Genomic DNA, 22,642 nt, shown 5'->3' with positions numbered 1-22,642 from the left:
AGTCGTTTTCCTTGTCATTCTAGATCAAGCCGTCGAAGCCGGCTGGCGGCTGCGTCTGCGGATTCTCGGTCGCCGGGCTGAACGGGTTGAATGTGCCCTGCGGCGCAGGTGTCTCCGGCCGGGCGGGCTGGCCGAAGGTGGGCAGAGAGATGCCCGTCGGCTCGTTGTAGCCGCCCTGCGCAGCATCGGTACCGAAGCCGGTGATGCTCACGCTGCGCCCGTACTCGACTACGGTGAAGGCCTCGGACAGTGACTCTTCGGAGCGGTTTTCCTCCGCGTACCGGACTTCGTCGTCGACGTCGCCTGCCCCGGCATTCGTGCCCTGCGGCGTGAGCGCGCGGGTGGAGAAGGACTGGGACCCGGTGGAACCAGCATCGATGCGTTGCATCGCCGAGCGCAGATCGCCGACGGAGCTACCCCGGTCAATGATGTCGCCGGTGGTGCGGAGCGCCGCGAGGTTGTCGTCCCACAGCTGGTCCGCGTGATCAAAATTATCGAATTCCGTGCCGTCAAGGCACGCCCGAGAGATCTCGGCCAGCTGCGAGTTCTCGCCCGGCTGCCCATAGAGTTTGTGGAACTCATCGGGGCCGACCTGCTTCGCCTGCGCGACCTCCATGCCCCGCTCGAGGTGCCTCTCCAGGGCCTGACCCGCCCATCCCCGGCCGAAGATGCCCCTCCGCATCGCATCCGCCTGCGTGGCGAGCTGGTCGGCGGGGAAGTCCATGACGGTGACCACGGTGTTGCGCGGCAGCCCTTCCTCGGGATGCCTGCTCGTGGCGTCGTCCAGCGCGACTTTGCCGAAGGGGTGTGCGAGCGCTCTACCCAGAATCCTCGACCATGCGCTGAACTGCTGGTAAGCCACGGCACACTGCTGCACCTCATTCGAAGCGGCCTGGACATCCTTCACCAGAATCCCCAGGTTGGCCGTGAGGACCCGTCGCTTCTCCCCCACTTCATAGATCACACGATGCGCACGCGCGAAGATGACCATCTGCCAGATCAGGATCACCACTGAGATGACGATCCCCACGAACAGGGTGCGCTGCCAGGTGAAGAAGTCCCACTGCACCACGGACCAGTAACGATCCGGGTTAGCGAACGCCGCCCACAGGTAGACCAGTACCAGCATGAGGACGAACCAGAGGCCCATCAGCACCCGCATCTTTGCCACCATGGCGCGGCGCTGAGCCTCGGTGTCCGGCAATGCCCCCAGCTCGTCCTCGACCCGGTGGGCGTCGTTCCGGATGGCAGTCAACTTCTCCTGCGCTTCATTGAGTTTGTACTTGACGCGCTGGCCGACCTTCCATCCGAAGGTCGTCTGTGAATCCTCGGCCCAACTCATGAACCGGTCCTTCAGCTCATGGATCTGCTTGTTCGTCGTGTTCCTGGAGGCGCGTTCAATGTTGCGGTAGTAGTCCTCGGCACCGCTGGCATCCCACGCCTGGATCCGGGACTCGCTCATGTTTCGACCGACCAGCTCCCTCAGCCTGCGGTTCTCGCTGTCGAAGGCGGCGTCATCAGACGGGACGGAACGTTTCGTCGACGACACGATTGCGGGAGTGTTATCGATGTGCGGTCCGGCAACCTCGTCAGAGGCGACCCCGTGACGACCGCCGTCGACAAGCGTCATTGCCGCACCGCTGTACGCCTGCCAGAACAGCGAAAGTCGCTGCTGCTGCGCCATATTGAGGCTCTCACCGTAGACCTCGCGGTTGACCTGCTCCGCGGCCTGCGCAATCTGACGGATCGAGTGGGTCTCCTTGCCCGACTGCCCACCGAGCATCACCTCGATGTGGCTGTCTTCGCCGAACAACATCTTCTGGGCAGCACCCGCGAGGGATCGCCGACCCGCCACCGCAGCCTCGTTGAGAAGCTGACGGGGGGTGCCGAAGACATTGGTAAAGAAGAACACAAAGAAGCGTTTGACGGTCTCGAAGAAACCGACGTGGCGGGAAACAGTTCCCTCGAGCGGCCGCCGCGAAGAAACAAATTCGTTTCCGTAACGCTCCATGATCGCATCGGCGTAACGCGTGGTCGCGGCGTCATCGTCGCCGATGTCCAACACGCGACGTTCGCCCTCGAGGACCGGGTGCGGGAGCCTGGTCTCGATGTCAAACACCTGGCGGTAAAGCTCGGACTCGGCCTTTGATGCGTCGCGGTAATGGTGAAAGCTGCGCAGGAGGCGGCCGTACCCGCGGTTGCCCGTCATCTGGCGGCTGCTCATCGCGTCATAGAACGGGGACTCCGTGGACGTTCCCCACAGGCCGGTTGCGCTGGCCAGGGTCGATGCCGTGTGCTGGGCGGCGGGGTAGTTCACCGCAGCGCCGGGACTCAGCGGTGTAGCGGCGTCCTCGGGCGAGAGGATCAGGGTCTGGAAATCACCGTACTGCAGCGGCGTCGAGCTGGACTCGTTGGGGACGAAGAGGTGAACAACCTCGCTGGTGGTGCGCAGGCGCTGGCCCACCTCGTGGCTGAGATCCCGGAGCACGTCGTCGCGATAACGGCTGTCACCAGCCATGTCCAGGATCACCAGCAGGATCTTCTTGCCCTCGTCATGCAGGAACAGGTCCGACATCTGGCCGCGGGTGATATTCAACCCGGCCGTGCGGGTGAACTCGATGTTCTCGATCCTGGCGTCGTCGATCACGAAGGAATCCGAGACATCGGCCCAGAGGAACCGGTCAATCATTCCCAGCGCGGTGTAGTCCACCAGCGCGCTGCGGACCTGCCGGGCATCCGGGCCGTTGCCCACGACCAGGGTTAGTACGTTCGAGCTCAAATCAGGTCACCGCTTCCATTGTTGGAGCCGCCGAAGCCGGAGAGGTTGATGGTGGGCGGCGATTGCGGTGCGGACTGGTCCACCGCCCCGAACTGGGGAACCCCCGGGAGGGAACCGGAACCGTACCCGGTGTCTGCCAGGCGCTTGGACATCTCCAGTGCCTCGTCGAGTTTGTTGAGCAGCTCGGGCACCATCTTGACCACGTCCGGGGCGATGTCGCGGTAGAGCGGCATCATGGAAGCGTGCTCGCGGTTGGTCACGTCGGCGAACGGTTTCTCCTGGCCACTGCTTCCCGGCACATAACCCCGGGAGTCCGAGGGAACGAAGTCGCGAGCCAGGGTCAGGTGCTTCTGGAAATTGCTCTTGAGCAGCTCGTAGCGCTCCTCGGGCGTGTCGGGGGCTGCCGGTAAACCGTGTGCCTCCGGCTGCCAGCCGTCGCGAAGCCAGTTGGCCATCAGCGGGACCACCGAATGATTGATCTCACCCTTCGTCGGCCCGGACTGCCCGTCGTTCCACAGTCCACGCAGGGCCTGATAGGGCCGGAGCGAGGACGCGATGCCGCCGGCGGTGTTGTGGACGTTCGCATACGCGAGCAGCACGGACTCGATGACCGCGGGCATCCAGTCGTAGCTGGCCTTGAACTCCAACGGCGGGGTGAGCAGCTGCTTCGGGAAGGGAATCCACTGCCTCTCCCGGTCGCTGTAGATCAGCGCGCGCGCCTGCGGCGTGCCCTTGTTCTCGATGAAGATGCGGCCGATGACCGTGCCGATCAGCCAACCGGCCACATACGCCTGGCGTTCCTCCGTGGTCACCGGGAGGGCGGAGGCCAGCGGCCTGGCCCTGCGCAGGTTCCAGAAGGTGCCCTTGTCACCCGGAAGAGACGCCCAGTAGTCGGCGATCTCCGGAAGCAGAGAGCTGAACACGATCGGCGAGTAGTTGGGGTACGCGCCGAACACCTCAATGCGCTCGAGGCTGTCCGAATCCGTCAGAGTCGAGCTGCTGGAGAAGTTCTCCAACGTGGTGTTCTTGTCCAGGCTGTTGTCCCTGATGAGCACGGACTTGAGCTCGTCAAGCACATCCGACAGACCGAGGAAGGGGATCTCCGAGAAGCTGAGGCGGTAATCGACGGACGCGTCGCCGTTGTACGCCGCGCCGATGACCTGCGGGTTCACCGCGGCCAGCGGACGGGCGTTGGCCGTGGCGATGGTGAACGCATCCGCCAGTCGCTTGAGGCGGTCATGGTAGTCCGGGCCACCCTCGGTGATGTACGAGCGCAGGTCCACATCGATGAACTGCTGGAACGCCAGGCCCGGGCGAGCAACCCAGGAGCGGGCACGTCGCAGGAGGTCGTCGGGGCGGACCTTGATGTCGAACCTCGCCTGACCCACGCTGCGGCGCTCGGCGTTGCCGGACGGGTCGACGACCAGGCGGCTGCTCACCCACCCGACGCGGTTGCCCACCAGCTGATTCTCGTCCATCTGCCGGGCCAGGGTGTCCCTCGGTGCCTTCTCGGCGCCCTGGGTCTGCCAGACGCCGAGGATGATCTCGCGCACGGCGGAGGAAGCGGCCCCCTCCAGATCCGTGACGCTCCTCTCGAACGAGTGCTGGGTCGCGACAAGCTGCTGCTCGTAGTGGTTCTTGAAGTCCTCGATCCGCGAGACCACAACCTCGTTGTCGGAGCCCCGGAAGCGTGCGGGCACGTCCTCACGCTCGCGCGGCCACGCGGTGGGTTCGTTGGTAGTGACATCGGAGAGTTTGGTCTTCGACGGCGCGGTCTCCGCCGCGCGCGTCAGGTCGCGGTGGACGGCGGTCAGCTCACGCAGCAGCGGAGCCAGGACGTCCTTGTCGAAGTCCGACAGGACGGCACGCAGCTGGCCTGCCAGCGCCGACCGGAAGTAGACGGAGAACTGCGGGACATACGCCTCTTCGATGACGGAGATGATCTGCTGCGAACCGGAGACCTTGCCGCGGCCGTTGAGCGGCTGGAGCAGCTCGTGGACTCGGGCCGGCTTCCACATCGGGTCCGAGTTCAGCCCCTCGTTGTGGTAGTACTCCAGCACCGGCAGGAACCGGTCGCTGAAGGCAAGACGCAGCTTCTCCACCAGCGCCTCAACATAGGGGATTCCATACTTGCCCAGCTGTTTCTCCAGCTCGGCGATGAGCGAGTTGGCGAAGTCGTCGGCGAACCTGTGGGCGGCCCGGTAGCTGATTCCTCGGCCGCTGCTCTGTTGTTCCGGGGTGATCGGGCCGGAGCCGACGATGTCATTCATCGTCCAGGACAGTCGCGGGTCAGCCAGCGCGTTTTCGATCTCGCTGCGCCACTGGCCCAGCGGCTCCCCGTCGCCCGGGCGCAGGGAGCCCCGGAGCGAGGCACGCATCTGCTGCACCGAGTCCTCGAAGTAGGCGCGGAACTTGTCCTGGAACCAGGCGGCGTACTTGTGCTCGTCATTGTTCTCGGCCATCGTCATGGGCAGCCCGATGTCACCGATGAAGTAGCCGTGGTTGTCGGTGATGAGCACTTCCATCTGCTCCGCCGCGTTCTGGTGCGGTTTGGCCTTGTCCAGATGGCCCTCGAGCAGGCGGTCGAAGGCCTGCTTCGCCAGCCGCTGCGCCGCGTATTCGGCGTACCGGTCGCGGCCGAGCGAAAGCTGCGCGTATCCCATGGAACCCCACGGGATGTTGTCGTCCGCCGGGTTCTGCGGATCGCCCCAGCCATGCACGCTTCGGTCCGGGCTCTTGCCGCCGCGGTTGCCCATGGTGAAACGCTCGAAGGATTCAAGGGCCGACTTGGAGGTCATGAGGGAGGACAGTGCCTTGCCGATACCGCGGTAGATGGCCTTCGGGGTTCCCTCACCGAACTTCGCGCCGTTGGCGCCCATGCGCGCACCGATCGGGATGAGGCGTCCGACGGACACGTCCTGAACACCCTCGTTGATGCCCATGGCCTGGTAGAGACGCCGGTCGTGGTCGGGATCCGAACCGAACTGAGCAGCGACGGCCTCGCCGAACATCGCCAGCGAGTTGGGCCACTGTCCCACGCGGGAGTCCGGCGACAGGGATTCGAAAACCTCAGGGGTGAACATGAACGCCGCGATGTTCGCCGGGGAAATGCCGTTGATGGTGGTGAGCAGGCGGCAGACGTCGAGGAACATGGAGGCACCCGCGCCGCCCGCCATGGAGGAGATGACAAAGACGAGCGGGGCGGACTCGTCGCCGTGGGCGTCGTTGATCCGGTTGACCGCGTTCTCCAGCTCCGAACGGATCTTGCCCAGGTTCTGGATGGTGAGGATTCGGCCAATGCCACGGTACTGCCCAGCGCCCTTATCGATAGGCGTCTGCTCAGCCGAGGGGGTTCGACTGGCCCAGGTGGCAATTTCGCCGAGGGCCTTGTTGTTGCTCGACCCGAGCGTCTGCGACAGCCCACGATCAAAGGACGCGTACGTCTGCTTCTGGCCGGTGGAGACGTAGGCACCGTTCGATTCGCGGACGTTGGGCAAGCCGTCCGGCCCGGACTCGGGCGAAACCGGAACATCGATGGCGACGAACTGCCACTCCTGCGGCAGGCTCTCGGACCCGGTGACCTTCTTCTGGTGCGCTCGCAGCTGATCGAGCATGTAAGCCTGGGTCGCGGAGCCCGATCCTCCACAACCTACGACGAGGAATTTGCTCATTTTTGCTTGTCCTTTTCTGTGTGCGTGACTTCATTCATCTTCAGGCCTGTTCTGACCCCCCGCAATTGCTGCGGGGATTTATCTCCACTTCGGACCACGTCGCGCACTTCCCCCATCAACGGGGGCCGCCGAACGGGCTGTTTCCCCCGGTGCCGCCGAACGGGGAGTTGCCGGCGTCGGGGCCTCCAAAAGGACTGTCGCCTGCGGGTGCGCCGAACGGGCTGTCGGTCGGCGTTGCCGCTGCCGGCGCGGGGGCAACGCTTTCCGCGCCCTCTCCCCCGACTTCGCCCCGCTGCGACTGGAGCTGCGACTGGAGCTGCGAAATACGTTCGGGAGCGTATCGACGAATGTCTGCCACCATCTCGTCCAGTCGCGCAGACTGCGACATCACATCGGGCATGGCCACGATGGTGACATCCTCGGCATTCTGGGGATTCATCGTCACAAACCACTGGTTCTGGATCGCCAGCGGAAGTTTCGCCTTGGTGCCCGACTGATTGCCCGATCCCGCGACAGAGACCGGATTCTCCACGATCACCGCGGACGGGGCGAACGGGTTGATTCCGTGTTTCACCCTGATCTCATGCCCGGCCACGTTCATCCGCCGGGGGTTCATCGCCGCCGTTCCGTACTGGACCAGGTCCTCGCGGCTGAGGGTGAATTCCTTGTCTGTGGACTTGTTCACCAGGGAGGTGCCCTGCAGCCCGACCGGCACACGCACTCCCGCCACCTTGGGCGAGATGGGAATTCGCCCGGACAGGTACTTCATCAGGTAGAGAATTCCCAGGGGGATGGCCAGCGCCAGCAGCAGCACGGCGACCAGCGCTGCGGTGAAGGTGGCGACGTCGACAGGCGCGCTCATGGCACCGGTCACGGGAACCGTGGTCGACGACGGGTTGGATCCGTCGAGTTCCGCGAAATGGACGGTGAGCTCGCCCGAAATGGGGCCGTCCGCCAGGTCTGAAAGGGTGAACTCGAGGGGCAGGCTGCCGGTCTCACCACGCTGGAGCACGATCGCGTTCTCCTGCGAGTCTGCCGGGGAACTGACGGTCGCCGTCGTTCCCTCCGGAAGATTGGCGCCCTCCCACGTGCCGCTCTCAATCCAGAGAAGCCCGGGGCCCTCCGCCGGCGCATCCACCGAGACCGCCTCCTCGGAGATCGCCCCCAGGTTGATCGCGTTCGGCGGCTGCGGGAGGTTCTCCAGGGTCACGGAGAGGCCACGCTCGTAGACCACGGGATTGAGCGGGGTTCCCGGAGCTCCCTCGGGGCCGGCCGTGGTGATGTTGACCAGAGCCAGCAGCGTGCCCGAGGTCGGCTCAGTGACCTGGCTCAGGTCCAGATCCACGGGTTCCCCATGCCCGACGGGGATGTTTTCGCCCAGGGGGATCTCCCCTGCCGGTGTCCGGTAGAACGCGGACAGCGTTGCCTGCCCGTCGAGAGTGACGGGCACGCCAGCCTGATCGACAAGCGACACACGCAGGGGCTGCGTGTTGATCGCACGGAGTGCCCCCTCCTGCTCGCCGGCGCCGCTGTCCACGTGGATGTTCATGCCCGGACGGATGGAGAGCTGAGCGCGGTAGCTGGCGTCGGGGTTGGTCTCAGCGCGGTAACCGAAACGCCATTCTCCGGCCCATTCCTCGGCGCGCTCCATCTCAATGTCCACAGCGCCGGGCACCGTCTCGTTGAAGGTCGCGTTGACTCGCGCGCCGCCGATGGTCTGCTCGCCGGAAACGACGTCGACCGGCTCTCCACCAGGAGGGGTGAGCAGTGGAGTCAGGCCTTCAACGGTGTCCTCGGGCTGCGCGGAGAGAGAAACCGGGGTGACGGAGTTGTCCAGGAAGAACGGGAACGCGTCTCGGACGGAAATGTTGTTCTGGCCGGTTCCTCCCGGGTTGGGAACGGCCGACCGGAACGCCGCCAGGAGGCTGGCCGGGCTGTTACCCAGGAAGAACTGGCCGTTGGGCGGGGCGGGCGCACCACAGTCGGGCGAGTCGGCGATCCCCTTGAGCCGGGACATGTCCTGGTCCCCACGAGCGTCCAGGCCGATGGTGAAAATCTGGACTCCCGCGGCGCGCAACTGGGCAACCTCGCCGCTGGCGCTGCACAGCTGGGCCGCGGCGCCCTCAATGTCGCCGGATTCCATGGTCATCTCACCGTCGGAGAACAGCATGACGGCCTTGCACGGGGAATCGTTGGTCTGCATCGTCGCGAGTGAGCCACGGAGGGCATCCGGGTACTCGGTGTACTCGTCGTCGGTGCGGCCGCGGAACTTCTCCAGCTCTGCGTTGACGCCGGCTGCCCCGTCGGCGAGAGACTGCCAGGAACCGTACCCGGCTTCATCGCCGTAGTACGAGGTGCCGAACCCGGCGGTGCGCACCCGGATATCCACCCCGGCATTCTCGCCATAGCGGGCCAGTTCGCCAACGAAATCCTGCGCCGCACCGACCCTCAGCCCATCAGGGTCGGATTCTTTCAGGGACCCGGACTGGTCCAGGACGAGCAGCACATCGGCGGTCTTTTCACCCGCCATGCAGCCGGCGAAGTCATTGAGGGCGTTGTTCTCGGACGGAGGCGGGGCGGGCAGTTGTGCCTGCGCCTGGGGTACCCCGAACGCGGAGCCGGTTCCGAGGACGAGCAGCGCACCCACTGCGGCGAACAGTTTCTTGCCCGGCTGGCGTGTGAAGGTCATGGAGGCGTTCATCCTTTACAGCTTCGAAACGAATAGAGCGATTTCCACTGCGGCGAGAACGACGCCGAGCATGGCCAGGCCGAGGGTGATACCCCTGACGGCGGAGTGCGCGGGATTACTGACATAGAAAGATCCCGCACGAATCTTGTTGTCCTGGATGGAATAGATCCCCAGCAGTACAAGGGCGAACACACCGCAGAGCAGCCACCCGATGCCCGCGAGCGTGGCGTAGGTGGTGGAGGTGGCGGTCAGAGAACTGAACTGGGCGATCAGCGCGCACACCAGGCCGACGACCGCGCTCACTACAGCGGCGATGAGGGGAAGCCACGGGCCGGACGCCGGCTTCAGGGGCGCCGCAGCCGGGCTCGGGGAACTCTCGGCCGGCGCGGGAGCTGCTGGCTCACCTGAGAACGAGCTACTGGAGAACGGCCCATTACCTGCAAAGGGAGAGCTGCCGGACGGCTGCTGGGCTGAACTCGGCCCGGAAGGCCGACGATCAAACGGAGAAGTCACTCGTACATCGCTTTCTTAAAATATTCCTGTTCAGGAAACCAAAATGTTTAAATAGACATTAGTGCACATAACCGACCCGGGTAACTGTTTCCCACATGACCATTGGAGGAACAATCCGGGGTGCAGCCGAGGGTGTGATCAGAGGGCGGTCGTACTAGGCGTTACCGTCGGGACCGTCGGCGTTGTCGCCTCCGACTCCTCCGACTCCCCCGTCTGCTCGCGCGGCACGAATGGGACCGAGGTCACTTCACCGGTCTCGCCGGCGGTAGAGCCGCCCCGGGAGTTGTCCACAAACGCGGCACCCGCGCCGAGGACCACGGTGAGCATGGCCGTCGCCACGATCCAGGCCACCGTGACCCAGTTTGACGAGGCCCGAGGGGTCACCGCCGCGCTCGGCCGTTGCGGGGGCAGAGGCGAGGGGCCGGAAGCCATCGGTCCCGGCTGCGAGGGCGAGCCGAAGGGGCTGTTTCCTTTGAACGTCATGAAGTTTCCCGGTTCTTCCTGTTAGAGATTGAGGCGTCTGGTCAGTTCGGACAGCACCTGTTGCCCGCTGGCGTAGGACCCGTCGGCGGGGATGGTCGCAACCGCGATGGCTGTGTCTCCCGAGTACCCGAACTGACGGGTGAGGTAGGCACCATTGAGCTCGGGTCCCCAGCCACCTTTGAAGTGGGCGTCGCCAAGCTCCCCGAGGCCATAGGAATCAGAACTTGCCACCTGCGCCATGTAGTTTCGCACCTCTATCTCCGCCGCGCCTGTCGACGCAGAAAGGTGCCGGGCGAACGCCGCCTGATCCTCCAGCGCCCACCCGGTTTGGCCGAAGGCGCTGAACTCGGGGCGTGTCACCTGTTCGTTGACCTGGGTGTGGTCATCGCCGCTCTCCCGGAGAACTGCTTCTACGGCTTCCGCCGCGGCTGCTCCCCCTCCCAGGCTGCCCCACAGCTGTTGGGCGGCGGCGTTGTCGGACACCGTAATGGCGGAACCCGCGAGGTGGGACAACGATGGGTTCGCCCGCAGTGCCGCAATCGCCAGCGGAACCTTGATGGTCGACCACGCCGGTCCGGGTGTCAGCGAGCCCGCGGACTGTTCCCCTTCCGGCCCGAGCACGACGACTCCGATCTGCGCGTGCATCTCCTGCTCTAGGGCGGCGACCATGTGCTGAAGTTCGGCCGCTGCAGCAGAATCGGCGGGCGGAGCCACCGATTCCGCGGGCTGTGTTTCCGGTGCCTGTGCGCAACCACCGAGCAACAACGCGGCCCCCAGTGCTACGGCCGTTCTTGAGGCCATCACTGGATGTACACGTTTGCGTTGTCGCCGCCGGAGCAGTGCACGTACGACGAGTAGTTGGTGCACCACATGTTGTATGTACCACCCGTGACCGGGCTGTAGACGCTCAAACTGCCGTTCCCGCTGTAGTTGGAGCCGTAGGTGGACCGCCAGGCAGCGCCCACACGCAGGGCAAACGAGGTTGAGGTCGGGCCCGAGAGCGAGATGCCGTTTCCTACCGACTGCGCGTACGACGGGATTTGCGCCGCGGGAGTCGGAGCAGGTGCCGGAGCCGGAGCGGGGGCAGGAGCAGGTGCAGGGGCCGGGGCCGGAGCCGTTGAGCTTGACGCGACCTGGGCAGACGTCTGCCTGACCACAGTCGGATCTGCGGCGGAGGAGCTATCCGCCTTGTTCCCTCCCAGCATGAGCACCGCAGCCACCACCGCGATGACCACAGCCACCACCGCCGCGATAGCAACCCACACCGCGGGCCCCGGCCCCGATTTCCCCGCCTGCGGGCCACCCAGCCCCTGGGGGTACAGCTCCGACGCTGGGAAGGAGGTCGTGGGCGGGAAGTTGTTCCCCTGGTCGAAGGGGTTGTTGTTGAAGGACATGCGAAATACTCCTTGGTTTCCCGCATTCGAGCGGGTGAAAGTTGGATGATGGCTTAACGACGTCCCGCTGCAACAGAAACGTCAGAAATTTTAATCAGCAAATAACGGTGCAGTGTATGCGTTTCTTCACCCGAACGGGGAAGAACGGTATCCGTTTGGCGCTTGGCGCTGATACCCGAGGTTCTGCAGCGGGTTGCCGGCAGAGATCTGGGTCGAAGGCCCGCGGAAGCGGTCGAAGATTCCGGCCTGGTAAGAGAGGTGCGCCCAGATCAGCGCTGCGAAGAGGATCGGGATGCCCAGGCCGACGGCGAAGGCGAGTGAATAGCCAACAAATCCTGAGGCGAACATTGTGAGATCCCACCCAAGGTTGCTTCTATGCACAGCCTCCAGAAGATTGTCCTGCGCAGAATCCACTCCCCATTCGAGCAAGCGGTAGAGAACAAAGGCGACAACAGTTACGACCATGACTACAGCCTGCGTCGCCGCGGTCCAGCGATAGTTCCTCACCCCAAGTTGAAGTGCATTTGCCGCAGATCTTTTAAGGTTCCGGTCCTCGATCATTACGCCATAGATGAGGTAACCAACCAGTGGGACCACGACGCTAACCACTACCATCGCGATCATTTGATCCCTTGGCTCGACTACGTAATTGAAATTGTCGCCGCACCGTGTGTCGATGTCCCGAGACCAAGTATGGGTGTAACAGAAAGTTCTACGAGCTACCTCCGGAATGAGAACCGGGATAAGCGCCACCGTCAACACCACTGCAACCGAAAACGTGCACAACCAGCCAAAGCCTGTCACACGGGAAGCATGCGGCACCCGTGCGACGAGCCCGTCTCTTTTCAATTGCCTGGCCGCGGACTCGTGAATTCTTACTACCGCTAAGGAGATCATTGGAAGCAGCAACATCAGGAAGAGTAAGGCCACAATTAGACCAAGCTCTTCTGGCCACCCCTCTCCTTGGTCCGTCAAGTTTGAAAGCAAGACGTCCGCTCCCCAAGGCATCCGGAGCAAAAACGCCAACACAAACACCAGCCACAACCACTTCCCCGGCCGCTCCCGCAGCGCGAGTCCCGCCCATTTCACGGCGGCCTTCCAGTCCGGCTTTTCACCGGTCGACTGCGCAGGGGGAACGCCCGGTCTGGAGGGCGGTTTAAACGGAGTATCGAATGGAGAGGACACGGGTAGCGCTCCTGAATTTTGGGGAATCCGATTGTCAAGTACTCCGCTGAGCATAAAGCCGCTTACCCGCTTGTACTGGATAAACGGGGATTCTCCCCCAAAACGCAAGAACCCCCAGCCCCGACCACGAGGGTCGGAACTGGGGGTTCACTGCGTGCGCGAAGGTTAGCGCATGTCGAAGTGCTCATCCAGCGGCACGGATGCGCCGGTGAACTCTCCGTAGCCTTCGTCGCCGTAGATCGAATCACCGTAGGTCGGGATCGAGTATGCGGCGTTGCGGGCTGCTTCGGTGGGCTGGACCGTGATGTTGCGGTATCGGGAGATGCCGGTACCGGCCGGGATCAGCTTACCGATGATCACGTTCTCCTTGAGGCCGACGAGCTGATCGGAGCGCTTGTTGATCGCAGCGTCGGTGAGCACGCGGGTCGTCTCCTGGAAGGAGGCAGCCGAGAGCCAGGATTCCGTGGCCAGGGAGGCCTTCGTGATGCCCATGATCTCGGAACGCAGCTCTGCAGGCTGGGCGTTGTCGGCGATGGCCGACGCGTTGGCCTGCTTGGCCTCGGACAGGTCGACGAGGGTGCCCGGCAGGTATGCCGTGGAACCGGAGTCGATGACCGTGCCGCGGCGCAGCATCTGGCGGATGATGATCTCGATGTGCTTGTCGTGGATGGCCACACCCTGGGTGCGGTACACGGCCTGGACCTCGTCGATGAGGTGCTTTTCCACACCACGCCGACCGAGGACCTCGAGCACGTCGTGCGGATCGGCAGCGCCACGCAGGAGGCGGTCGCCCACCTCGACGTGGTCGCCGTCGGTCAGCGAACGCTCGATCATCGCCTGCGGGTTGGACTCCATCGGGCGACGGACCTGTGCCAGGCCCTGACGCTTCGACAGCTTCTCGTAGATGACGTCGTCTCCGCCGTCGTCGGGGGTGAGGTGCAGGGTCCAGAAGTTGCCCTGGTCCTCGAGCTGGACGGTACCTGCGACAGAGGCGATCGGGGCGCGGTTCTTGGGAACGCGGGCCTCGAACAGCTCCTGCACACGGGGCAGGCCGCCGGTGATATCGCCGCCGACACCACCCTGGTGGAAGGTACGCATGGTCAGCTGGGTGCCCGGCTCACCGATGGACTGCGCAGCCACGATGCCGACGGCTTCGCCGATGTCGACGAGGTGACCGGAGGCCATGGACTTGCCGTAGCACTTGGCGCAGACGCCGGTGGGCGTCTGGCAGGTGAGCACGGAACGCACCTTGACCTGCTCAATGCCCTTGGCCACGAGCTCGTCGATGAGCTCCTCGGTGACGTCGGTGCCCGTCTCGTAGAGGACGTTGCCGTCGTTGTCCTTGAGGTCGCCAGCGAGGACTCGGCCCGAGAGGGACGTCTCCACCAGCGAATCGCGGACGTAGCCGGAGGGCTTGCCCGAGGCGTCGAGAAGCGCCTCAGCGACGGGGACACGCACACCCTGGCGGGTGCCGCAGTCGAGCTCGCGGACGATGACGTCCTGCGCGACGTCGACCAGACGACGGGTGAGGTAGCCCGAGTCGGCGGTACGCAGTGCGGTATCGGCCAGGCCCTTGCGGGAACCGTGCGAGTTGTTGAAGTACTCCAGGACCGACAGGCCCTCGCGGAACGAGGTCTTGATCGGGCGGGTGATGTAGTCACCCTTGGAGTTCACGACCATGCCCTTCATGCCGGCCAGGGTCCAGATCTGACGCATGTTGCCGGCCGCACCGGACTTCACGATCATCGGGATCGGGTTGTCGTCCGGGTACAGGGCCTCGACGGCCTGACCCACCGTGTTGGTGGCGTCCTGCCAGAGCTCGACCAGGCGATCGTAACGCTCGCGCTCGGTGAGGGCACCCATGTCCCAGTACTTGCGCTCGATGTTCTCGGCTTCCTTCTCGTAAGACTCGAGGATCTCGGTCTTGTTCGGGAGAACCAGAACGTCGGACATGGTGATGGTCACGCCGGAGCGGGTCGCCCAGTAGAAACCGGCGTCCTTGAGCTTGTCCAGCGTCTGCGCGACGGTGATCATCGGGTACTTGTTGGTCAGCTCCGAGACGACGTCGCCGAGCAGCACGTTGCCCTTGCCGCCGCCCTTACGGACCATGACACCCTCGAGGTACGGGTAGTTCCACGGCAGCAGGTCGTTGAACATGATGCGGCCGAGAGTGGTCTGAGCAGTCCAGCTCTGACCCTTCTGCCAGCCGTCGGGGAACTGCTCCGCCTCGAGCTCCACCGGCGGGCGGAGGTGGTCGATGCGGACCTGAATCGGGGCCTGCAGGCCAAGGACACCACGGTCGCGGGCCATGATGGCCTCGGCGTAGGACGAGTACACGCCCTGGCCCAGATCATCCTTGCCTGCTGCGCGGTAGCCACCCTGGCCGCCGATCTCGTCCTCGTTCTTGTTCATGGTGAGGAAGTAGAGACCGGTGACCATGTCCAAGCGCGGCATGGCCAGCGGCTTGCCGGATGCCGGGGACAGGATGTTGTTCGAGGACAGCATGAGCACGCGGGCCTCGGCCTGCGCCTCGGCGGACAGCGGCAGGTGGACTGCCATCTGGTCACCGTCGAAGTCGGCGTTGAAGGCCTCACACGCGAGCGGGTGCAGCTGGATGGCCTTGCCCTCGACGAGCTTGGGCTCGAACGCCTGGATGCCCAGACGGTGCAGGGTCGGTGCACGGTTGAGCATGACCGGGTGCTCGGAGATGGCCTCCTCGAGCACGTCCCAGACCTCGGGACGCTGACGCTCGACCATGCGCTTGGCCGACTTGATGTTCTGCGCGTAGTCGTTCTCGACCAGGCGCTTCATCACGAAGGGCTTGAACAGCTCGAGAGCCATGAGCTTGGGCAGGCCGCACTCGTGGAGCTTGAGCTGCGGACCGACGATGATGACGGAACGGCCCGAGTAGTCCACGCGCTTGCCCAGCAGGTTCTGACGGAAACGTCCCTGCTTGCCCTTGAGGAGGTCGGACAGCGACTTCAGCGGACGGGAGCCGGGGCCCGTGACCGGGCGGCCGCGGCGGCCGTTGTCGAAGAGCGCGTCGACGGATTCCTGCAGCATGCGCTTCTCGTTGTTCACGATGATCTCGGGCGCGCCGAGTTCGATCATGCGCTTGAGGCGGTTGTTGCGGTTGATCACACGACGGTAGAGGTCGTTGAGGTCCGAGGTGGCGAAACGGCCACCGTCGAGCTGCACCATCGGGCGCAGCTCCGGCGGGATCACCGGGATGGCGTCGAGCACCATGGCGGCCGGGTCGTTGCCCGAGCGCTGGAATGCGGCGACGACCTTGAGGCGCTTGAGCGCGCGCATCTTCTTCTGGCCCTTGCCCTCGTTGATGACGCGGGTGAGCTCCTCGACCTCGGCGTCGAGGTCGAAGTTGCGCATGAGGGTCTGGAGCGACTCGGCGCCCATTCCGCCGGTGAAGTAGTCCTCGTAGCGATCGACGAGCTCTTCGTAGATGGTCTCGTCGATGATCATCTGCTTGACGGAGAGCTTGAGGAACGTCTGCCAGATCTCGTCGAGGCGGTCGATCTCGCGCTCGGCGCGCTCGCGGATGTGCTGCATCTCCTTGTCCGCGGCGTTCTGCACTTTACGACGGGCATCCGCCTTCGCGCCCTCGGCCTCGAGCTCAGCGAGGTCGGACTCGAGCGTGGCTGCACGCTCGGCGATCTCGGACTGCGCCTCGGACTCAACTTCCTTCTTCTCCAGGAGCATTTCTGCTTCGAGAGTGGACTGGTCGTTGTGCCGTGCTTCCTCGTCAACGGAGGTGATGATGTTGGCGGCGAAGTAGATGATGCGCTCGAGATCCTTGGGGGCAAGGTCGAGCAGGTAGCCCAGGCGGGACGGCACACCCTTGAAGTACCAGATGTGGGTGACGGGCGCGGCGAGCTCGATATGGCCCATGCGCTCGCGTCGAACCTTGGACTTGGTCACCTCGACGCCGCAGCGTTCACAGATGATGCCCTTGTAACGGACGCGCTTGTACTTGCCGCAGGCGCACTCCCAGTCCCGGGTGGGGCCGAAGATGCGCTCGCAGAAGAGCCCGTCCTTCTCCGGCTTGAGGGTGCGGTAGTTGATGGTCTCGGGCTTCTTGACCTCGCCCTTGGACCAACGACGGATATCGTCGGCGGTGGCCAGGCCGATGCGGAGCTCGTCGAAGAGGTTTACGTCGAACACGTAACTCCCTTTCACCCTCCTTCGTGGAGGGATCGAATGACTGTTATGAGAACTAGCTGTGGTGATGCGCTCCCCCCGGAGAAAGGGGGGAGCCGGAGAACTACCTAGGCGATGTCGGAGTCGGCGTCAGCGCGCTCGTCGCGGGACAGGTTGATGCCCAGCGAGGAGCCGGCTTCGTCCTCGTCGTCGTCGCCGGTGAGCTCCATCGGGGTGCCGTCAGTGGCCAGGACCTCGACGTTGAGGCACAGCGACTGCAGCTCCTTGAGCAGGACCTTGAACGACTCCGGGATGCCCGGGTCGGGGATGTTGTCGCCCTTGACGATGGCCTCGTAGACCTTCACGCGGCCGACCACGTCATCCGACTTGATGGTGAGCAGCTCCTGCAGGGTGTAGGCGGCGCCGTATGCCTGCATCGCCCACACCTCCATCTCGCCGAAACGCTGGCCACCGAACTGTGCCTTACCGCCCAGCGGCTGCTGGGTGATCATGGAGTACGGACCGGTGGAACGGGCGTGGATCTTCTCGTCGACCAGGTGGTGCAGCTTGAGCATGTACATGTAACCCACGGAGATGGGGTACTGGAACGGCTCGCCTGAACGACCGTCGAAAAGCCTGGTCTTGCCCGAGGCGTCGACCATGACGTCGCCGTCACGGTTGGGCTTCGAGTTGGCCAGCAGGCCGGTGAGCTCCTCGTTGGAGGCGCCGTCGAACACCGGGGTGGCGGTGAGCGACTCCGGCGGGACGTCGTAGAGCTCCTCCGGCAGCGTCTTGATGAGCTCGGCGTTCTTCGGGTCCTCGGGATCAACGGTCCAGCCCGCGTGGGCGAGCCAACCGAGGTGGATCTCCAGGACCTGGCCGATGTTCATACGACGCGGGACACCGTGGGTGTTGAGGATGATATCCACCGGGGTGCCGTCGGCCATGAAGGGCATGTCCTCGGGCGGCAGGATCTTGCCCACGACACCCTTGTTGCCGTGGCGGCCGGCCATCTTATCGCCGTCCTGGATCTTGCGCTTCTGGGCCACGTGCACGCGGATCATCTCGTTGACGCCCGGTGACAGGTCGTCGTCGTCCTCGCGGGAGAAGCGACGCACGCCGATGACCTTGCCGGTCTCGCCGTGGGGGACCTTGAGCGAGGTGTCGCGCACCTCACGGGCCTTCTCACCGAAGATGGCGCGCAGCAGGCGCTCCTCCGGGGTCAGCTCGGTCTCGCCCTTCGGCGTGACCTTGCCCACGAGGATGTCGCCGTCGCGCACGTCGGCGCCGAGGCGGACGATGCCGCGGTCGTCGAGGTCGCGCAGGACGTCCTCGGAGACGTTGGGGATCTCACGGGTGATTTCCTCGGCACCGAGCTTGGTGTCGCGGGCATCGATCTCGTGTTCCTCGATGTGGATGGAGGTGAGGATGTCGTCCTCGACCACACGCTGGTTGAGGATGATCGCATCCTCGTAGTTGTGGCCCTCCCACGGCATGAAGGCGACGAGAAGGTTGCGGCCGAGGGCCATCTCGCCGTTCTTCGTGCCCGGACCGTCGGCGATGACCTGACCGGCCTCGACGCGCTCGCCCAGGCTGACCAGCGGGGACTGGTTGTAGCTGGTGCCCTGGTTGGTCCGCTGGAACTTGCGCAGCATGTAGGAGTCACGCACGCCGTCGTCGTCCATGATGGTGATGACATCGGCGGAGACGTTCTCCACCACACCCGACTTCGGGGTGATGACGAGGTCGCCGGCGTCGTAGGCGGCGCGCTGCTCCATGCCGGTGCCCACGTAGGCGGCCTCGGCGCGGACCAGGGGAACGGCCTGCTTCTGCATGTTCGCACCCATGAGGGCACGGTTGGCGTCGTCGTGCTCGAGGAACGGAATCATCGCGGTACCGACGGAGACCATCTGGCGCGGGGACACGTCGATCCACTCGACACCCTGGGCGTCGGTGACGGCGATGTCGCCGTCCTTGATGCGGACCTCGATGCGCTCTTCGGTGATGTTGCCGTCGGCGTCCTGCTCGATCGAGGCCTGGGCGATGGCGTAGCGGTCCTCTTCGTCAGCGGTGAGGTACTTGACCTCGTCAGTGACACGGCCGTCGACGACGCGACGGTACGGGGTCTCGATGAAACCGAAGGAGTTGACGCGGGCGTAGGAAGCCAGCGAACCGATCAGGCCGATGTTCGGGCCCTCAGGGGTCTCGATCGGGCACATGCGGCCGTAGTGGGACGGGTGAACGTCTCGGACCTCGATGCCGGCGCGCTCACGGGACAGACCGCCCGGGCCGAGCGCCGACAGACGACGCTTGTGCGTCAGGCCGGACAGGGAGTTGTTCTGGTCCATGAACTGCGACAGCTGCGAGGTGCCGAAGAACTCGCGGATGGCCGCGGAGACCGGACGCACGTTGATGAGCGAGGTCGGGGTGATCGACTCCGCGTCCTGCGTGGTCATGCGCTCGCGCACGACACGCTCCATGCGGGACAGGCCCACACGGACCTGGTTCTGGATGAGCTCGCCGACGGTACGCAGACGACGGTTACCGAAGTGGTCGATGTCGTCCGTGTTCAGCGGGATGCTCTCCCCTGTCGGCGACGTCATCTGACGCTCACCCGCGTGCAGGCGCACGAGGTACTCGATGGTGGTGGCGATGTCCTCTTCGGTCAGCGTCATCAGACCGTCGTGGTCGCCGCCGAGGCCGAGCTTGCGGTTGACCTTGTAGCGGCCGACACGTGCGAGGTCGTAGCGCTTGGCGCGGAAGAAGGCGTTGTCGATGAGCGACTGCGCCAGGTCACGCGTGGGCTGCTCGCCCGGACGCTGCTTGCGGTAGATCTCCAGCAGGGCCTCGTCGGTGTTTGCGACACCGTCGGACTCGAGCGTGGACATCATGAGCTCGGAGAAACCGAAGCGGTCCTTGATCTGTTCCTCGGTCCAACCCAGCGCCTTGAGCAGCACGGTGACGGGCTGGCGGCGCTTACGGTCGATGCGCACACCGACGGTGTCGCGCTTGTCGACGTCGAACTCCAGCCATGCGCCGCGGGACGGGATGACCTTGACGGAGTGGAGCGGGCGCTCGGTCGACTTGTCGATCGACTGGTCGAAGTACACACCCGGGGAACGCACGAGCTGGGAGACGACGACACGCTCGGTGCCGTTGACGATGAAGGTTCCCATGTCGGTCATCAGCGGGAAATCGCCGATGAAGACGGTCTGGGACTTGATCTCCTGCGTCTCGTTGTTGATGAACTCCGCGGTGACGTACAGCTGCGCGGAGTAGTTCATGTCCTTGTCCTTGCACTCGTCCACCGTGTGCTTGACCGGCTCGAAGCGCGGCTCGGAGAGAGACAGGGACATGGTGCCCGAGTAATCCTGAATCGGGCTCAGCTCAAAAAGAATATCCTCGAGTCCGCTCGTCACGGTGGCATCTGCCCCGCGCTCTTCCTGCATGCGGGCGCGCCACTCGGGCGTGCCGATGAGCCATGAGAAGGAGTCGAGCTGAAGATCGAGAAGACCCGGGACTGCTACAGGCTCGGTGATCTTTGCGAACGAGTACCGAGTCGGAGCTCCGGGGATTTCGGCCACTGACTTGGTCTGGCGGGAGACTGCCAAGATGGGTCCTTCCAGCACCTCACGCGGTTGCCGATCCCTGTGCGGAAAGTGACAGGAATCCGGGATAACCGCTGGTAAAATTAGCATTTGGTCTGCTGTGGAATAACCGTCCCCGGAAAGCACAAAGTCACCTTGTCAAATCTCTTTCTGAGAAAGATCATCGACGAGGTCCATGTATAACCAGAGACGAATTCCAGCGCAAAGAAATACCCTATACCATTGTCGACCCCATGTAAAGGGGACAATCTACCCGCGCGTCGCCCTCCGGCTACTGCGGGATGCTACCACCGTTTCCGGCTCCCCCGGCAACTTTTCTTCCCGGCCCCGCCGGCCGGACAGGAACGCCCCGGCAGCTCCGGCCAGAGCGATCAACGCCCCGAGGATGATCGCGGCCCACCGCCACATCTGCGTGGTGGACTCGCCGCGGACCCCGGAGACGGCGTCGATGAGCTGCGACGTCTGCTCGTCACTCATCGAGCCGTCGAAGAGCAGGACATCGCCGGTGCGCTGGCCGGAGGTCGTTGCGTAGTAGTCCTCGACGCGCAGATCCACGTCAACCACCAGGCCGGTGATCTGGTCGACCCACAGCTCACGGGTCGCGGCGTGGTGCAGGTAGGACTGCTCCGTGCCGCCCTCTGCCGTCGGCGTGACCCGCGTGTTGAACATGTCGGCGTAGGAGGTGGCCACATTGGTGGGCGCGATCTCCTGGCGGAAGTGGTACACCTCGCGGCCGTCGATCTCCGACTGGTCTACGAACACGGCCGGGTAGGCACGCCGCAGCGTCTCGTCGAACACGTCGTAGGTGGTCTGCTCGACGTCGGCCGGAAACTTCAGCCAGTTGCCCTCCAGCGGAACCTCCGCCGGCGGCGTGCCGATGGTGTGTGTCAGCGCCGCCGGCGACTCCGCCAGGCCGCTGACCCGGTCCATGACGTAGCTCCACGTCTGCGCGGAGAGCAGCTGTTCGTTCACGGGGTACAGCCACGAGCTGCCGACCCGCACGGTGGCGGTGTCCTCGTTGGCCGGGTCCTGGATCTGCAGGTGCAGCTGATGGGAGACCGGCGCCTGCCGGGGACGTGCCTGGGCGTCATACTTCGGCGCGCTGGTGGCGTTCTCGTCGGTGATGGTCCACGTGGTGTCCTCGAGGTCGAGCGGCAGCCGTCCGTCCGTGGTCAGCACCATCGGCGCGATCAGCCCCGCGACCATCAGCGCGAGGCCGAGGCCGACGAGGAGCGCGGAGATGATGCGGGACTTCGGAAGCATGCGGGCGAGTCTAGCGTGAACGACGCGGGAAAAACGTATCGACGCCGCGCCCAGCGCCTCCCCGGCGTGGCCCGGCCACCGGTACCCGCCCCGCACCTACATTGGGCGACCATGACGCACGCCTCGGACATGACCTGGGAAGACTTCCGCGCAAGCACCGGCCGGGTGGCCATCCTGCCCGTGGGCTCCTGCGAACAGCACGGACCGCATCTGCCGTTGTCGACGGACACGGTGATCGCGGCGTCGATAGCTGAGGCCGTCGCCCGTGACATCGACGGAATCGCCCTGCCCGCACTGGCGTACGGATACCGCTCGGCCCCCTACAGCGGCGGGGGTTCGCTGTTCCCGGGCACCATCGACCTGTCCTTTGGGGCACTGACGGCGGCGATCGCGGACATCGTGGGCGAGCTCATCGCCGACGGCTTCCGGTGCATTCTCGTGCTCAACGCCCACTACGAGAACCAGGGGGCGATCGTCGATGCGCTGGGTTCCCTGCCTCCCACTGAAGGGCTGAAGGTGCTCGCATCCTCCTGGTGGGACCCCGTCCCGGGTGACGTGCTGCATAGCCTCTTCGACTCCGGGCGGTTCCCCGGCTGGGAGCTGGAACACGCGGCGCTCACCGAGACCTCGCTGATGATGCATCTGGCCCCGCACCTGGTCAGGGAAGAGCTGATACCCGGGGACTCCGGGTTCGCGGCGCCGGCGTACCTGCGTTTCCCCCTCGCCGAGGGAGACATCCCGGCCCACGGCGCACTCGCACCGTCAGCCGCCGCCACCGCGGAGAAGGGCCGGCTCCTCTTCGAGGCCTCCGTGTCGGAGATCGCCGCGATCTGCGCACGGGAGTTTGCCGGGTAGCGCCCCGGCAGGGCAGAAAAAATCCCCGCCCCACCACCGAAGTGGCG

At 64.7% G+C, this 22,642-nt stretch carries 12 protein-coding genes; 1 reads left to right on the top strand and 11 read right to left on the bottom strand.

Annotated elements, in window-relative coordinates:
• Positions 1–19 precede the first annotated feature (19 nt).
• The 11 genes from CDOO_RS02600 to pgfA all read right to left on the bottom strand — a co-directional run bounded on the left by CDOO_RS02600 (position 20) and on the right by pgfA (position 21,740).
• Positions 20–2,779 (bottom strand): hypothetical protein, encoded by a 2,760-nt coding sequence (locus CDOO_RS02600; protein WP_020384556.1) that lies wholly within the window; start codon positions 2,777–2,779, stop codon positions 20–22.
• Positions 2,776–6,450 (bottom strand): tubulin-like doman-containing protein, encoded by a 3,675-nt coding sequence (locus CDOO_RS02595; protein ID WP_081610318.1) that lies wholly within the window; start codon positions 6,448–6,450, stop codon positions 2,776–2,778. Before CDOO_RS02595 ends, CDOO_RS02600 begins: the two co-directional genes overlap by 4 nt.
• A gap of 115 nt (positions 6,451–6,565) precedes the next feature.
• The gene (locus tag CDOO_RS02590) at positions 6,566–9,139 is read right to left on the bottom strand and encodes a vWA domain-containing protein (protein WP_020384557.1); all 2,574 of its coding nucleotides are present in this window, start codon (positions 9,137–9,139) and stop codon (positions 6,566–6,568) included.
• A gap of 15 nt (positions 9,140–9,154) precedes the next feature.
• Positions 9,155–9,442: a Sec62 family protein translocation protein gene (locus tag CDOO_RS02585; RefSeq protein ID WP_018021315.1), complete on the bottom strand. Its 288-nt coding sequence runs from the start codon at positions 9,440–9,442 to the stop codon at positions 9,155–9,157.
• A 348-nt stretch (positions 9,443–9,790) separates the two neighbouring features.
• Positions 9,791–10,135, bottom strand: coding sequence for a hypothetical protein (locus CDOO_RS13865; RefSeq protein WP_155861286.1), 345 nt, complete (start codon positions 10,133–10,135; stop codon positions 9,791–9,793).
• A 21-nt stretch (positions 10,136–10,156) separates the two neighbouring features.
• Positions 10,157–10,804 carry a serine hydrolase gene (locus tag CDOO_RS02570; RefSeq protein WP_018021318.1) on the bottom strand — a complete coding sequence of 216 codons (648 nt, stop codon included), beginning with the start codon at positions 10,802–10,804 and terminating at the stop codon, positions 10,157–10,159.
• 131 nt (positions 10,805–10,935) lie between these two features.
• Positions 10,936–11,529: a hypothetical protein gene (locus CDOO_RS14135; RefSeq protein WP_018021319.1), complete on the bottom strand. Its 594-nt coding sequence runs from the start codon at positions 11,527–11,529 to the stop codon at positions 10,936–10,938.
• A gap of 126 nt (positions 11,530–11,655) precedes the next feature.
• The gene (locus tag CDOO_RS02560) at positions 11,656–12,714 is read right to left on the bottom strand and encodes a hypothetical protein (protein WP_155861287.1); all 1,059 of its coding nucleotides are present in this window, start codon (positions 12,712–12,714) and stop codon (positions 11,656–11,658) included.
• Between the two features lie 165 nt (positions 12,715–12,879).
• Positions 12,880–16,893 carry a DNA-directed RNA polymerase subunit beta' gene (locus tag CDOO_RS02555; protein WP_018021321.1) on the bottom strand — a complete coding sequence of 1,338 codons (4,014 nt, stop codon included), beginning with the start codon at positions 16,891–16,893 and terminating at the stop codon, positions 12,880–12,882.
• 104 nt (positions 16,894–16,997) lie between these two features.
• Positions 16,998–20,498, bottom strand: coding sequence for a DNA-directed RNA polymerase subunit beta (rpoB, locus tag CDOO_RS02550; protein ID WP_026159272.1), 3,501 nt, complete (start codon positions 20,496–20,498; stop codon positions 16,998–17,000).
• Positions 20,499–20,726: 228 nt separating this feature from the next.
• Positions 20,727–21,740 (bottom strand): cell envelope lipid trafficking protein PgfA, encoded by a 1,014-nt coding sequence (gene pgfA, locus CDOO_RS02545; RefSeq protein ID WP_018021323.1) that lies wholly within the window; start codon positions 21,738–21,740, stop codon positions 20,727–20,729.
• Positions 21,741–21,851: 111 nt separating this feature from the next.
• Between pgfA and CDOO_RS02540 the strand changes: the two genes are divergently transcribed.
• Positions 21,852–22,595, top strand: coding sequence for a creatininase (locus tag CDOO_RS02540; RefSeq protein WP_018021324.1), 744 nt, complete (start codon positions 21,852–21,854; stop codon positions 22,593–22,595).
• The last annotated feature ends 47 nt before the right edge of the window (positions 22,596–22,642 follow it).

The organism is Corynebacterium doosanense CAU 212 = DSM 45436 (genome assembly GCF_000767055.1).
GTDB lineage: Bacteria > Actinomycetota > Actinomycetes > Mycobacteriales > Mycobacteriaceae > Corynebacterium > Corynebacterium doosanense.
The sequence above is the reverse complement of the archived record's forward strand: the minus strand, read 5'-3'. Positions and strand labels throughout refer to the sequence as shown.

Coding starts and splice junctions, on each gene's coding strand:
- CDOO_RS02595 (WP_081610318.1), bottom strand. CDS start 6,450: ATGAGCAAATTCCTCGTCGTAGGTTGTGGAGGATCGGGCTCCGCGACC.
- CDOO_RS02590 (WP_020384557.1), bottom strand. CDS start 9,139: ATGACCTTCACACGCCAGCCGGGCAAGAAACTGTTCGCCGCAGTGGGT.
- CDOO_RS13865 (WP_155861286.1), bottom strand. CDS start 10,135: ATGACGTTCAAAGGAAACAGCCCCTTCGGCTCGCCCTCGCAGCCGGGA.
- CDOO_RS02570 (WP_018021318.1), bottom strand. CDS start 10,804: ATGGTCGCCGCCCTAGAGCAGGAGATGCACGCGCAGATCGGAGTCGTC.
- CDOO_RS14135 (WP_018021319.1), bottom strand. CDS start 11,529: ATGTCCTTCAACAACAACCCCTTCGACCAGGGGAACAACTTCCCGCCC.
- pgfA (WP_018021323.1), bottom strand. CDS start 21,740: ATGCTTCCGAAGTCCCGCATCATCTCCGCGCTCCTCGTCGGCCTCGGC.
- CDOO_RS02540 (WP_018021324.1), top strand. CDS start 21,852: ATGACGCACGCCTCGGACATGACCTGGGAAGACTTCCGCGCAAGCACC.